Raw genomic sequence first — 16,014 nt, 5'->3', positions numbered from 1 at the left:
TAATATAAGGATAAATACAGAGGAGGAGTCAGAGGAAATCAGTTGATTCCCTCTGCTCAATGTCATTTAAGATGAATTTTTTTGTTTAGAAGAAAACAGCTTTTCAACTGCACCCAAAACAAAGATAAAGAAGACAGGTACAAAGAAAATCGCCAGAATGGTGGCGGAAATCATACCGCCAAATACACCTGTGCCTAAGACATGTTGGGTTTCTGAACTTGCACCAGAAGCAACCACCAATGGAATCACACCACAGGTAAAGGCAAGGGAAGTCATTAGAATCGGGCGTAACCGGAGTTTGGCAGCAGCAACAGTGGCTTCAATTAAGCTCATACCTTCTTCTTTCAACATCTTGGCAAATTCGACAATCAGAATCGCATTCTTAGCGGATAAGCCGATGATGGTAATCAGTCCAATTTTAAAGAATACATCGTTCATTATGCCTCTGGACATAATCGCCACAATCGCACCGAAAATACCTAATGGCACAACGAGCATCACTGACAGTGGAATCGCCCAACTTTCATAAAGTGCAGCCAATACGAGGAAAACCACCAACATTGATAAACCGAGTAAGAATGCCATTTGTGATTCAGACTGTTTTTCTTGTAGGGAAATTCCTGTCCATTCATAACCAATGCCTTTTGGTAATTTGGCAATCAACTGCTCCATTTCAAGCATGGCATCGCCTGATGAAGTATCGAAGTTTGGAATCCCTGCAATACTCAAGGATGGACGACCGTTATAGCGATTATATTGTTGTGGTGCTTTGCTCCATTGTGGGGTGACCACTTCAGAAAGAGAAACCAGTTGTCCGCTTGAACCCGCTACTTTGAGATTTAAAATGTCTTTTAATTGCATCCGTGATTTGGCATCAACCTGAACAATCACTTGTTGCATACGACCCTGATTCGGAAAGTCGTTGATATACATAGATCCCATTGAGGTCGAGATGATGTCAGAGACATCAGAGAACTTCACCCCTAAAACATTAAGTTTTTCACGATCAATTTTCAGAGAAATACTGTCGCCTTGAGGCAGTCCCTCATTATATACCATATAGAATTTTTTATTTTTGGTGGCCATCGCCATTAACTGATCTTGAGCAGCCAATAGTGCAGGCATACCCAAGTTGGCACGGTCTTGTAAACGTAAACTGAAACCAGAAAAAGTGCCCAATTCATCAATGGCAGGCGGAAGTACCGCCATGGTTGCACCTTCTTTACTGTTCGCCATAGTTGCATTGACGGCATTGGTCATTTCGGTTGCTGTCGATGTGCGGTCTTTAAAATCTGCAAGCGTCGTAAATGCGACCGCCACGTTTTGTCCCGAACCACTAAAACCCCAACCCAGAATAGTAGTGTTACTTTTCACATTTGGATTGCCTTTTAAGCTTTCTTCAAACTCATTCACTACATTTCGGGTGCGTTCGGTCGTTGCATCAGAAGGGAGTTGGAAGGAGGTCAGAAACCAGCCTTGATCTTCTTCTGGCATAAACGCCGTTGCCCAATACTTCATGCCTGCAAAGGTAATGCCTGTAATCACCACAAAGATCACCATCATCGGAATGCTATGTTTGATGACTTTAAGTAGTATTAATTCATATTTTTTGGTGACTTTGTCAAAGCTACGATCAAACCATGCAAAAAAGCCTTTCTTTTGATGATGAGCATCAATCGGTTTCAGAATGGTGGCACATAGTGCAGGGGTTAAAATCAGGGCGAGCAGGGCTGAGAATAAAATCGACACCGACATGGTCAGGGTAAATTGTTGATAGATAATACCGACTGAACCACTAGCAAAGGCCATCGGTAAAAACACCGCAGCCAGTACCAGTGTAATCCCGATAATTGGACTGGTAATCTCTTTCATAGCTTTAGAGGTCGCTTCTTTAGGAGACAAACCTTCTGTCGCCATGATTCGTTCAACATTTTCGACGACTACGATCGCATCATCGACAATGATCCCGATGGCCAGCACCATACCAAACATAGTCAGCACGTTAATGGAAAAGCCTGCCAATAGCATGACCGCAAAAGTACCTAGCAATGCAATCGGTGCGACAATTGCAGGAATTAGGGTATAACGGACATTATGTAAGAATAAATACATCACAATGAAAACCAAAATCATGGCTTCGAGTAAGGTATGAATCACTTTTTCAATCGAAATTTTAACAAAAGGTGCAGTGTCATAAGGAACACTGATTTGCATCCCTTCGGGTAAATTGAGCTTTAATTCTTCGATCTTGGCTTTAACGCCCTCCGCCGTTTTCACGGCATTCGCGCCTGGACTGAGTTGTATTGCAGCAGCTGTGGCAGGTTTACCATCTTCCAAAATGGCAAAGTTGTAGGCTTGTGAGCCGATTTCAATATTTGCAACATCAGACAGTTTGATCACACTGCCATTGGTTTTACTTTTTAAGCTGATATTTCTAAATTGTTCAACATTGCCCAATTGTCCTTGAGCAGACAGGGGTACAGTGATCAATTGACCTTTTTCAGCAGGCATATCTCCAAGACGACCGGGTGCAATTTCAACATTATTCTCACGAATTGCGGTATTTACATCACTAATTGACAGGCCATAAGACACCAGTTTATTGGGGTCGACCCAAATTCGCATGGCTTTTTCTGCACCGAAGGATTGAACTTTACCGACACCTTCAACTCGTTTCAGTTCTTCCACCACATTGCGGACAAGATAATCACTGAGATCGACTTCAGAATATTGACCATTGGGTGAATTGATCCCGACTAACATCAAAAAGCCTGAAGATGATGCTTCGACCTGTAAGCCTTGTTGACGTACAACTTGGGGCAAACGTGCTTCAACTGCTTTGATTTTGTTTTGCACATCGACCTGTGCCATTTCAACATCTGTACCCGGTTTAAAAGTCGCCGAGATTGTCGCCGTACCTGAAGTATCTGTGGTTGAACTGTAATAGAGTAAGTTTTTTACACCCGATAACTCGCGTTCAATCAAGGTGACCACGCTGTCATTGATGGTTTTTGCCGTTGCACCGGGATAAGTCGCACTAATATTAACTTGAGGCGGCGCAACACTTGGAAAGCGGGCAATCGGCAGTTTGGGAATACTGAGTAAGCCGAACAGAATAATGAAAATCGCAATCACCCATGCAAACACAGGGCGGCGAATGAAAAATTGTGACATCATCATTGAGCTCCTTGTGTTGCGGGCAACGTGCTATTGCTCGATGCAGGTGCTTTCCACGTGGCGAGTTCTAGTTTTTGATTCGGTTGGATACGTTCAACGCCTTCAACTACGACCTTGTCGCCCGCTTTTAGACCCTTACTGACAATATAAAACTGTTCATATTGCTGACCGAGTTCGATTGGGCGAATATCTGCCGCCCCTTTAGCATTGATGACATAGACTTGTGGTTCACCATTGATATTGCGTTGAATCGCTTGGGCAGGGACGAGTAAAGCTTGAGGCACTGAAGCACGGTCGATATTGACGCGGACATACATCCCCGGAAGGAGTTTTCGTTCAGGGTTTTGCACTTCAATTCGAATGGTGACATCGCCTGTTTCGGGATCGACATTAATATCTTCAAATAGCATCTTCGCACTGACTTTATAAGGCTGTCCGTGGCTGTTGGAAATCCGAACGGTTTTTTCATTATTTGCCGATAATTCACCGCTTTGTAGTGCAGCTTGTAAACGTTCATATTCACTAATAGATTGCTTTACATCGACATAGACTTTGTCGATCTGTTGTACAGTCGCCATGGTGTTCGTATCGCCTTGACTCACTAATGCACCTTCTGTCACGAACGATTGCCCGATACGACCTGAAATCGGTGCGCGTACAGTGGCATATTGCAGATTGAGATTTTGACGCGTCAATAAGGCTTTCATTTGTGCAACATCGGCTAAGGCTTGACGATATGCTGCTTGTGCATTACTGACCTCTTGTTTACTGATCGCATTACTAGGCAGCAATTGTTCATAACGTTCTAATTGAACTTTTAAACGTGCAACCTCCGCTTCTGCTTTATTGAGTGAAGCTTGATTACTATTCACATCCGCTTGAAAGGTTTCTGAGTTAATTTTATATAAAGCTTGTCCTGCTTTAACTTCACTGCCTTGAGTAAACAGAACTTTTTCAATAATGCCACCAACTTGCGGGCGAATTTCAGCTGTGCGAAATGCTTGCACACGTGCAGGCAGGTTTTCGCTAAAGTTAATCGATTGTGGCTGAAGATTGAGTATGCTTACTTTTGCAGGAGCAACTTTTGCAGGAGCAGCTTGCTCTGAGCCACACCCTTGTAGTATCAGTCCGATAGATAAAAATAATGGAAGTAAAAGATGCTTTGGCATACAGTCCAAACCTATGGAATTTTTGATGCTGCTATTATTTTCAGACTTTGTGTAACGATCATCGGGGAAGTGTGGAAAAAGTGTGGAGATAAACAGATAAATCAGCGTATTATTAAAGTTGATAGAAATTATTCGATAACTTATTCATGTTCGAAGCTTCATTTTCTTTTGATTGCCGTGAGAAACAGATTCTCGTTGTAGAAGATGAATATGAGATTGGTGATATTATCGAGCACTATTTAAAACGTGAAGGTATGCACGTGATTCGTGCGATGAATGGCAAGCAAGCAATAGAAATACACGCGGCACAAGTAATTGATTTAATTGTGCTTGATATTAAGTTGCCTGAGTTAAATGGCTGGGAGGTGTTGGGTAAAATCCGCCAAAAGGCGCAAACGCCTGTGATTATGCTCACTGCACTTGATCAAGATATTGATAAAGTAATGGCACTTAGAATTGGCGCTGATGACTTTGTGGTCAAACCTTTCAACCCAAATGAAGTGGTTGCACGAGTGCAAGCGGTATTAAGAAGAACCCAGCAAAGCATAAAAATTCAAAATAAAAATGTAGTTTATAAAAGTATTGAAATTAATACGGATATTCATAGTGTTTATGTGTGTCAGCATAATAAAAAAAGTATGCTGAATTTAACGTTGACAGAATATAAAATTCTTTTGTTAATGATTGATCATCCACATAAAGTATTTAGTCGTAGTGAGCTGATGAACCACTGCTTGCCAGATAGTGATGCGCTTGAACGTACAGTTGACAGTCATGTCAGTAAATTAAGAAAAAAACTAGAAGAACACGGGCAGCAGCAGATGTTGATCAATGTACGTGGGGTCGGTTACCGCTTGGATCATCCTTATGATAAATAAAGTTGGAATGAGTAAACAGCTTATTATTGCGCTGAGTATTGTGAATTTTAGCGTAACCGCAGGTTCCGTCTTTTTTGGATATTTTATTTATACCTATGCAATTGAAACAGGTTGGATTTCCCTAAAGACTTTGAATGAAGATTGGAGTGTGTTTCATTCGGTTGATTGGGTTTGGCTATTTTTTGTTTTGCTTTTTGGTTCAGTTCTATCCATCATTCTTGGGGTTAAATTAGCAAATCGTTTTATTATACCAATTAACTTTTTAGCAGATGCGGCTAAAAAAATTAGTCAGGGTGATCTCTCTGCACGAGTCGAAGATGCAGAAGGGCATTCAGCAGAAATTTTAGAACTTATGCATAATTTTAACAGCATGGCACAGCAACTCGAAACTTCCGTCAAAAATGCACAGGTTTGGAATGCAGCAATTGCACATGAATTAAGAACACCAATCACAATTTTACAAGGACGTTTACAAGGCATTCTGGATGGGGTGTTTCAACCTGATCCCGTATTATTCAAAAGCCTACTCAATCAAGCTGAAGGTTTATCTCACTTGGTGGAGGACTTACGAACATTGAGTTTAATTGAAAATCAGCAGTTGCGTCTAAACTTCGAATGGATTGATCTCGAATACCATGTTGAAAGAGTTCTACTTATTTTTAAAGAGCGACTTCATCAAACAGGTTTTAACATTCAAGTTGAACTCAGCGTTACTCAAGTATATTGCGATAGTCGTCGTATAGAGCAGGTCTTGATTGCTTTGATTGATAATGCCATCCGTTATGTAAATGCAGGGGTGCTTAAAATTTCATCAAACATGATTGAACAGTCTTGGGTATTGCAAGTCGAAGATGAGGGGCCAGGAATCCCAATAGAATATCAGCGAGATTTATTTAACCCTTTTTTTAGGTTAGAACAGTCTAGAAATAAAGAGTTGGGTGGAACTGGCTTGGGATTAGCCGTCGTTCATGCGATAGTTGTTGCACATAAAGGTTTGATTAAATATAGTAATTTTCAAAACAATAGTGTTTTTGTTATAATACTTCCTTTAAAAGTTAATTAATGATCAAAAAATGTCTTTTATAGTAAGTGTATTTTATTGATTATCTGTTTGAAATATATGATATTTATTGGATTGTATTTATTTTTGAATCAAAAAATAGTGATTAAATAAGAAATAAATTTTTAACGGGAATGTTTATTTAATGTCTTTAGATATAGCAATATTTGACTATTTTTTTACCATTTGGTAAAAGTGAGTGGAAAAATCACATTAATGTTGATTTATGTGTTCAAGTTTATATTTTTGTAGTATTCTTTTGTAAAAATCGTCAATAAAATTTTATCTTTAATATATTTCTGTGGGTTCATAAACATGATAAGCCGATTCAAGAAGAGTGCTGTTGCAAAAACTTCATTTATTACCTTGCTTGGCTTATTTATTGGATTTCATAGTTCCATTGCTTTTGCTCAACCTAAAGCTGGTAGTAGTATTACGAATATTGCCAGTGGTGACTTTTACGATGAGCAAGGTAATTTACAAGTCATTAACTCTAATGCAGTTGTTTTGACGGTTCAGCCCATTTATTCTTTAAACCTTCAAAGTAATCAGCAAAATATTGGCACTATTGGAAGCAAAGTCAATTTCCCACATGTATTAACAAATACGGGTAATATTGTTGACGATTATAAATTAAGCTTAACACAGTTAACCAACGATCAATTCAATTTAGACAATATTGCTGTTTATATTGATCGGGATCAAAATGGTGAGCCGGATGATAACAATAATTTACTTAGTGCAAGCACAAGCTTTCGATTGGAAGCAGGTGAGTTTGCCTCATTCGTCGTAGTTGGAAATATTCCAGTCAATGTATCAGCAAATAATGTTGCAAATTTCACTTTAACGGCGACCAGTCAGCATGATAATACTGTTGTTATGACAGTGAATGATACTGCAAAAGTTGTTGACGATGCCGTAATTCAAGTCACAAAAGCGCAAAGTATAAGTACAGGTAAAACAGGTACAGAAATTACTTATACATTTACTTATACAAATACAGGCACAGCAGCAGCAAGATTGGTTTTACGCGATATTTTAGCCACAGATGTAAGCTATAAGTCGGGTAGTGGTAGTTGGGGGAATGGTTCTGGTTCACTGACTGATGCTGATGATGTCGAAACTGGTGCAAATACTGCAATTAAGTATAAAGCAAGTAATGGTCAAATTGATGTTGAGTTAGCAAGTGTTGCGGCTTTGAGTAAAGGTACTGTAAGTTTTAAAGTTATTGTAAATTCAAATGCAGCAGAAAAAATTCCTAACACCGCAGACTATCAACAATATAATGCTTCAAATGCAATACTTAAGAATACATTAACCAATACTGTTATTTTTAATGTAGAGCAAACATTAGGCGTAGTGCTGAATTATAGTTCTATCAATGCAAATGATGATGGCGAGCCAAATACTGGACTGAATAATTTACAAACTCTTAATAACACATTCGGTGGAATTGCTAAGGAAGTTCAATTTGATAATTATGTGTGGAATACAGGGCAAGCAACGGATACTTATAATCTAAGTTTCCTAAAAAGCAATGTTCCAAGTTGCGCGGTTGTTCGTTTATATCATGCTGATGGTCGCACATTACTCACCGATACTAATGGCGATGGTATAATTGATACCGGTGGTTTAGCTGTTGGAATTCCGAAGAGAGTTAAGCTTGGTGTTTATTTTCCTGCTAATTGTACATCAACAAGTACAATGGATTTTGACATCACTGCGACATCTGTTACCGACACAACAATAAAAAATAGTACACGTGATCGATTGATTAATACCGTTGCTGTGGGTGAAAGTGATTTATATAACAGTAATAATTCAGGTGTTGGTGTTGGAAATGTTGCTGGGTCAGGTGGTCAGGCATTGTTGGTTAAGAATGGTGCAAAAGGTACTGATGTTGTTTTTCCCTTAGTGATTAAGAACAGTAGTACGGTTTCGAATAATTATAATTTATACGCTTCTAGTGCAAATATTGATATTAATAGTATAAGCACAACGTTACCAACAGATTGGAAAGTTAAATTTTATAATGGTGATACGACCTGCCAATCTCTACAAAGTGAAATAACAAGTAGCGGAAATTTAGCTGCTGGAGCAACGAAACAATATTGTGCTGTGGTTAGTGTTCCTGCTAATACAACGTTATCAAATTTACCAATTTGGTTCGCAATGAAATCTCCAATGAATGCTCAAGGAGATAGTATTAAGGATCAAGTGGATGTTGCTTTGCGCAAATTAACTTTGGCAAATGATCAACAAGGTCGAATCAATGTCGGCGGTACAGTTGTTTATCTACATACTTTAAAAAATATGGGGACATTTATTGAAGGGGATACGCTGGGTAAAGTCAGCCTAAATGTCGTACCGCAAAATATTAATGATGGATTTACTTATACTTTATATTATGACGCAAATAATAATGGTGTGTTAGATACAACAGACCCTATCGCAAATGATTTATTTATTACAGGCGGCTTGAGCCCTCAGAACTCCGTTCAGTTATTATTAAAAGTTCAATCTCCTTTAACAGCAACAAATGGTGTTTCGAGTACTGCAAATATTGTGGTATCGGCAACGAATACTATTCAAGGTTTAACGCTTACATCTATCCAAAATACAGATTTAACAACGGTCGATCCTACACAGCTTCGTTTAACCAAAGAACAGACCAAAGATGAAGCTTGTGTGTTGATGAATGTCGTTACAGCAACATATAGCAGTACACCATTAATGATTAAACCAAATCAATGTGTAACCTATCGCTTAACCATTAAAAATGATGGTTCAACCCCAGCCGCTAATGTTGTAATTAATGATGTTGTACCAGCTTATAGTGTTTTGCGTAGTAGTTTAGCACCATCTGTGAGCAAGGGCTCTGTTGTGGTGAGTGGAAATCAAATTTCAGGAAATATAGGGGCGCTTGCACCACAAGAGCAGGCAGCATTGTACTTTTCTATTCAAGTAACACCTTAATTGGGGCGGATAATAAAAGATGAATATAGTCAATACATTCGAAAATTTCCGCAACAAAATTATTTCTTTGGCGGTCTTGGTTGGTACAGTGCTTGTAATACAACAAGCCAGTTTTGCTGCTGTTCCTTCACGTCAAATTATTAGTAATATGGCAATTGGTGAATACACAGAGGAAGGGTCAACCGTAATACAGGTAAGCCGTTCTAATTTAGTCCAAACAACGATTTTGCCTGTTTATTCAGTCAACTTAACTGCGAATAATACAAAAACTGTTATTGCAGGACAAACTGCGTATTTCAATCATACATTGAGTAATACGGGTAATGAGGTAGACCAATATACTTTTGCTGTAACCAATAATACTGGCGATAGTTATGACTTGAGTAATTTATCTGTATTTTTGGATAAAGATAATGATGGAGTGCCAGATGGTGCCGCAATTACATCTTATTCATTAAATGCGGGCGAGTCAGTGGGTCTTATTGTGGCAGCGAATGTGCCGAGTGGGGCGACTGTCAGTCAAAGTGGTTTATTAACATTAAATGTAACATCCTTGAATAGTGCCTCTGGTACTAAAACTAATATAGATACAACTACTGTAACCAATCAATCTAGTCTGGTTGTGCGTAAAAAGTTTTCTCAAACTTCGGTAGCAAATGGTGATGTAATTACAGTCCGTTTGGATTATCAGAATTTAAGTACTGTGGCTACAGGTGTGGTTACGCTAACGGATACTCTTGATACTAGTTTGGTATATCAATCAAATAGTGGTGAAAACTGGAATGGTGTGACGGTTAATCCAAATACTGGAAGTAATGACCCTGTTGGTATTAATTACAGTGTTGCATCAAATGTTGTCAGTGCTGTATTGAATACAGTGGCAGCAAATAGTAGCGGTTATATTGAGTTTAAAGTCAAAGTTAATAAAACTAGTGCGGGTTCGATTAACAATACAGTTAATGTTCAATATGATCATGATAATAATAGTGCAACCGCAACGATCTCTGATCTGAGTAATATTGCTGTGGTTAGTGTTGCTCCAATTTATGCAGCCAAAATCAATGGTAGTGCTACCGATGTAACGAATAGTACTACGATTGTTGCTAACCCAACTGCACAAGGGGGTGAGCTAGTTTTCAATAACTATGTTTGGAATAATGGTAATAATATTGATCGCTTCAATGTCACCTTTACAAGTAGTACTTTTCCTACAGGAAGCCAAATTGAGTTCTATCGTGCTGATGGGGTGACGCCGCTATTAGACAGTAATGGTGATGGAATTCCAGATACAGGTTTGTTATCACCGAATACAAATTTACCAATCGTTGTTAAAGTGCGTTTACCAAGCAGCTATGCTGTAACAACGACCACGACATTTGAGGTTTCGCCTCAAGCACAGTCATTAGGTGATATAACAAAAACCAGTTTAATTAAAGATCAAGGAAATCTACTTGCAACCACCACAGCTCGTCTAGTTGATTTGACCAATAGTCCTGAAAATAATGGTTTGGGTAATGGAAGTCTTGATAATGCTGGCGCTGCTTGGAAAACGGTAACGACATCAACTAGTATTAACCCAGTTGCTGGCGGGCAAGCAATTTTCCCATTAAAAATAACTCATACTGGTATTGGAACAGAGTATTTGCTTAGCGCAAATGCGAGTAGTGATTTTACGAATTTGATTTTGCCCAATGGGGTAAATAGAGTCCGTTTCTATGTATCAGCAAATGGCTCCAATTGTAATGTTTTAGGTGCCGAGACAGGGAAAACATTATATTTAAATAATGGTGAAAGCCAATTAGTTTGTGCTGTTGTAGAGGTTGACCAACTTAATGCGAGCGTAACGACACCAATTTATTTCCGTGTTCTTTCTACAAGTTTTGTGAGTGGAAATAACAGTAGCAATCCAAGTCAAGATATAATTAAAAATGCGATTACGATTCAAAGTGTAAATGCTGCCGCTAAAGTCGAATTTATGCCTAATTCTCGTGGTCAGGTTGCACCTTTGGGGACGGTGATTTATAGCCATCTCTTAACAAATAATACTGACACCGATCTTACTGGAAATTATAGTTTTATTTTAAGTAATGATCAGGAAGCATTTAACAGCACACTTTTTTATGATGTGAATGGGAATAGTGTTTTCGATGCAGGTGATTTGGTTATGAGAAGTTTGGCTGATTTACCAGGTGGTAAGTTAGCTGCACATCAGCAAGTAAAGTTATTATTACAAGTGAAAAATATGGCTGCAAATAATATTGCTCAAGCCAATAACACAATTGTAAATCTAACCAATTCAGCGGATGGTCAAGTTTTAGCATCGATAACCGATGTTACAACAGTCAATCAAGCACAATTGAAGCTAAGTAAATTGCAAGCACGTGATTTTGACTGTAATGGTTCTGCAGATGAAGCTTATACAACGAATAGTTTGAATATTGGTAAACAGTCAAATGGTCAGGGACAGTGTGTATTGTACAAATTGATTTTGACTAATACGAGTGCAACGAGCCTAAATAATATATTTACTTTTAGAGATATGACGCCTGTTTATACTGTTTTATTCCAATCGCCAACTTGTACAGCATGTAGTGGTATGACTGCTCCAGTTGTAGGTAATGCAGGGGGTGTTTCAGGGACATTAAATAGTGTAGCTGCAAATCAAAGTTACGAATTTAATTTTGGGGTGCGCTATGTTGGACAGTAAGCCAAAAACACAACAACAAGCAGTCTTGAACCTTCATAGAGCAAGTGTGATGATGAATAAATTTTTTTCTTGGGTATTGATGTTATTTAGCTATTTGATACTGACAAATAGTAGCTTTGCAGCACCACCAACGATTGAAATTTTTGCTGGCTCAGGTTCGGGCCAAGGTCCAACGGCTAGTTCGGGGACACATACATTTTTACTCAACAGAAATAACCCTTCCGATAATACGGGTGAGACCTATGCGCCAACAACAACGGTTAGTTATACCATCACTAATTCAGTATTTAATGGGGCTGTTTATTCTGGTCAAGGTGCAGCAGCTAACAAGCCAGAGTTAACATTTGGTGGGAATGGTGATGCTAGTAGTGTTACAGGTGTTAATATTCTGAGACCATTAAATGCAATTGGTAGTGCACAAAGTAATATGTTCGCCGCATCATTGCAAAATGCAGCTTCAGGTTGTAGTAATGGAATGGATAAGGTTGCTTGTTTAAGTACCAATGGTGGTATAGATGCAACAGCGAATCAAGGCGTAAGTTTTTTAGCAATGACGAAGGGACTATCTGGCGTTTCAGGTGCTAGAAATGCTAGAACTAAAGTTGGGACTGTTAATATAGTATTTAATCGCCCAGTTAATAATCCAATTTTACAAGCAGCTGGAATGGGTGCGTACACTGGTAATCTTGGTTTTAGTGCTGAATTTACACTTACGAGTAGTAATACGTCGGTAACACTTAAAAGAATAGCAGGCAATAAGAATTTTGCGGTCAATGGAAGCAATATTGTAAATACAGCAACTGTATTGGGATCATCAAGCGCTGGTACTGGTAGTAGTGGCGGAGCTAGTGATGGTGGTTCTAGTGGTAGTGTTTATATACAAGGCAAAGGGGTGACTTCATTAACTTTTGATATTTATCTTCGTGGAGATAATGGTGGAGCTTTTACAACAGATGCAGGTGATGCATTTTATTTCGGTATATCTAGTATGGATGCCGATAGCGACATTGCTTTAGTTAAAGCTCAACGTATAGGCAATACAGGAACATTTGTACAGACACAATTAGATAATGTACCTGTTAATTCATTGATACAATATCAATTGACTGTGACAAATAATACACCATCAGGTGCATCGTTAGGGGGTACGGTTGCAAATTTACCTTTTAATGACACACTTCCAATTAGTTTAAAAAATGTTTCTCTTGTTGGAACACCTATTACGACACAGGGTACAGGCGGTAGTAGTCCTACAGCAACTTCTTGTACACCAAGCTTAACAGGTAATGATAATGTAGGCTGGACAGTCTCAGGATTATTCACGGGTGCTACTACAGCAACCTGTATAATCACGATTCAGGGTACAGCAACCACTGTAGGTACTTTAACCAATATTGCAACCATTGAGTCCACTTCATCAAATACACCAGTAAGTAAATCTGTTAATGCAATTATCGTAAATCCAACCCCAGTCACAGCGGATGCAACTATTCTTGAAGCACGTTTTAATATTACCCCGAATTTACCAACGATTGTTCGAGGGCGAGTAGGTACTCAATTAATTGATATTAAAAATGAAGGTCCTAATAATGCTACGAGCACAGTTGCAACTTATACTGCGGCACCTCAAACTGGTGTGACTGTTAGTTCAGTCAGTGTTGTTGGTGGTAGTGTTTGTAGTCTAAGTGGTTCTCAATGGTCATGTCCAATTGGAGGTTTAGCAAATGGTGCAACTGCGCAACTTTTGGTGACTTATAGTACAACGAGTGCTTCTTCTTTGGGTACAGCGCAACAAGCAACGGTTAAGGTCGGAAGTAATGAGTTTAACCCTGGTAGTGGTGTAGGTGAAACACTTTATAAGGTTTGGGGGACGAATGCACAAAATGAATATCGTAGAAATGGTGCCTTTTGGGTAGGTTATGAAGGTACTGGGGGTACTGCAAAAGTAGGAACTTATGCGGATGAAAACTCCTCAATACTAGTTCCATGGCCGATTAACCAAGCAAGTCCTACAGGTGGATATTTAGTTTCGGGTAATAATGGAACCAGTGATTCTACTTATGGTGCATCAAGTACGACATCTTCGGCAATGATTCAACGAGTTATTACTGCAATGAGTTCAGATGTCGATGCTACTGTTCAGCTCAATGTAATTAATACACCAGATATTGGTGATAACCGTAGAGCGTGGGAATTTACGACAGGTGTATATATTCCAACGTCACAGGCGGTTACTTTTTGTATTGGTAATACAGGCGTCGGTGTAGATGACGGTGCTTATATCATGGTTGATGGCACTGCTGTAACAAGTGTGAATGGTTATGTATCTGGGGGCGTGACAGCAACAACAGCTGCTGCACTGAGTGCGGGTTATCACCGTATTACCTATCGTATTGTTAACCGTAATACCTATTCTGGCTCAAGTGAGTTATCACCAGGTGGTTATGGGGCAATTGGATTATCACTTAGTGGTAGCTGTTCAACAGCAAATTATGATAATGCAACAAATAGTGGTGTTCCTGTAAGTATTAATATTATTGATGGTGCAAAAATTAAAATTGCTAAAAACTCAGTGAATGGTACTGGAACGTTTAATTACATTAATTTAACCAATTTAGTGAACAGTACAACTACTGTAACTACAGATTCAGTAACAACAACAGCTGCTGGAACGACCGTAATATCATCCCAGCAATTATGGGCTCAAACATTAAATTCAGATGTAACAGTGACTGAAAGCGCTTTGGCAGGATATGTTCTATCTGGAGTTAGTTGTATTGATGCGAATAGTGGTGTAACGGGTAACACAGGGACTTTTTGGACCTTGGTGAATAATATAGTAACGATCCCCGCCGCACGTATTAAAGAAGGTGCAAATATTACTTGTACTTTTACCAATACCAAACTTATTTATGTCGATATTACGGGAAGAGTCTTTGTTGATAATAGTGGTACAACCCTTGATGCAACGAAAGCATATAATGGTATTCAAGATACTGGTGAAGTTGGAATTGCAAATAGTACGATTCGTTTAAATAACTGTAGTACGACACAATTGGCGACCACTGTAACGAGTGCAAATGGCGATTATGCATTTTCGATTGAGCAAAGTTTATTGCCGTCCTCTTTCTGTATCGTTCAGCAAAATTTACCTGAATACATTTCAGTAAGTGGTACGAGTGGCTATACCCGTTCAACAGACACAATTACATTAACCAAAACTAGTGCGACCAGTTATACCGCAAATAACTTTGGTGATGTAGTTGTTAATATCATATTAAATGAAGATGGGCAACATACTGTTATTGCTGGCGATGTTACGGATTATCCTCACCGATTAACAACACAAATACCAGTTCAACTTACGCAGTTATTGCAAACTCAAACGCAACAACCTAATTTGAGTATTGATCAGCCATGGCAAGCGTTAATTTATCGAGATACGAATTGTAATGGTCAAGTAGATATAGGTGAAACTGTATTTAATCCAAGCCTATCAAGTTCTGTCTTGTTACAACCAAGTGTTGATATTTGTTTGGTGCAACGAGTGCATGTACCTACAAATGTTGTTGCTGGTGCTCAGCATATTGGAACGCTTCAAGCCAGCTATCAATTTGCTCTAACTAATCCAACACAGACGATTTCAGGGTTGACGAGTAAACGTCAGGATGTGACACTTATTGGTAGTGCTGGCTTAATGTTGACAAAAAAGGTCCGTGCTGTTGCAACTTGTCCTTCCACTTCATCTGATTTAAATGTTTTTACAACCACTAACCAAGCCAGAAAACAGGACAATCTAGAGTATGAAATTACGTATAAAAATAATAGTACGAAGAAGCTTCAGAATGTAAAAGTTAAAGATAGTTTACCAATTGGTACTAATTTTGGTAGTGTGAGTTGTACGACGACACCTACTGGAAATACTTGTAATTCAAGTCGTTCTGGTGATTATTTAGAATGGAATTTAACTGGGTTATTAAATCCCGCTGCTTCAGGAACATTAAGATTCTGCGTAGCACAATAATTGAGGGGTAAAAAAGCATTTCA

The 16,014-nt window shown here is 38.8% G+C and carries 7 protein-coding genes; 5 read left to right on the top strand and 2 right to left on the bottom strand.

Annotated elements, in window-relative coordinates:
• Nucleotides 1-66: 66 nt before the first annotated feature.
• Complete coding sequence (locus C502_RS0111385; RefSeq protein ID WP_018678946.1) at nt 67-3,177, bottom strand: efflux RND transporter permease subunit; 3,111 nt, start codon at nt 3,175-3,177, stop codon at nt 67-69.
• Entirely contained in the window at nt 3,177-4,346 is a 1,170-nt protein-coding gene (locus C502_RS0111380; protein ID WP_018678945.1) for an efflux RND transporter periplasmic adaptor subunit, read from the bottom strand. Before C502_RS0111380 ends, C502_RS0111385 begins: the two co-directional genes overlap by 1 nt.
• Before the next feature lie 146 nt (nt 4,347-4,492).
• On the opposite strand from C502_RS0111380, the gene adeR reads away from it, so the two are divergent.
• From adeR to C502_RS0111355, 5 genes are all read left to right on the top strand, one after another.
• Nucleotides 4,493-5,224, top strand: a complete 732-nt coding sequence (gene adeR, locus C502_RS0111375; protein ID WP_018678944.1) for an efflux system response regulator transcription factor AdeR — start codon at nt 4,493-4,495, stop codon at nt 5,222-5,224.
• Nucleotides 5,214-6,287: a two-component sensor histidine kinase AdeS gene (gene adeS / locus C502_RS0111370; RefSeq protein ID WP_018678943.1), complete on the top strand. Its 1,074-nt coding sequence runs from the start codon at nt 5,214-5,216 to the stop codon at nt 6,285-6,287. The genes adeR and adeS overlap by 11 nt, the downstream gene beginning before the upstream one ends.
• Before the next feature lie 312 nt (nt 6,288-6,599).
• Nucleotides 6,600-9,260 (top strand): DUF11 domain-containing protein, encoded by a 2,661-nt coding sequence (locus C502_RS0111365; protein WP_018678942.1) that lies wholly within the window; start codon nt 6,600-6,602, stop codon nt 9,258-9,260.
• Between the two features lie 19 nt (nt 9,261-9,279).
• Complete coding sequence (locus C502_RS0111360) at nt 9,280-11,967, top strand: hypothetical protein (protein ID WP_018678941.1); 2,688 nt, start codon at nt 9,280-9,282, stop codon at nt 11,965-11,967.
• The gene (locus C502_RS0111355; protein WP_018678940.1) at nt 11,954-15,991 is read left to right on the top strand and encodes a beta strand repeat-containing protein; all 4,038 of its coding nucleotides are present in this window, start codon (nt 11,954-11,956) and stop codon (nt 15,989-15,991) included. Before C502_RS0111360 ends, C502_RS0111355 begins: the two co-directional genes overlap by 14 nt.
• Nucleotides 15,992-16,014 lie beyond the last annotated feature (23 nt).

The sequence above is a fragment of the Acinetobacter tjernbergiae DSM 14971 = CIP 107465 genome (genome assembly GCF_000374425.1).
GTDB lineage: Bacteria > Pseudomonadota > Gammaproteobacteria > Pseudomonadales > Moraxellaceae > Acinetobacter > Acinetobacter tjernbergiae.
This window is presented reverse-complemented; position numbering and strand designations above follow the sequence as displayed.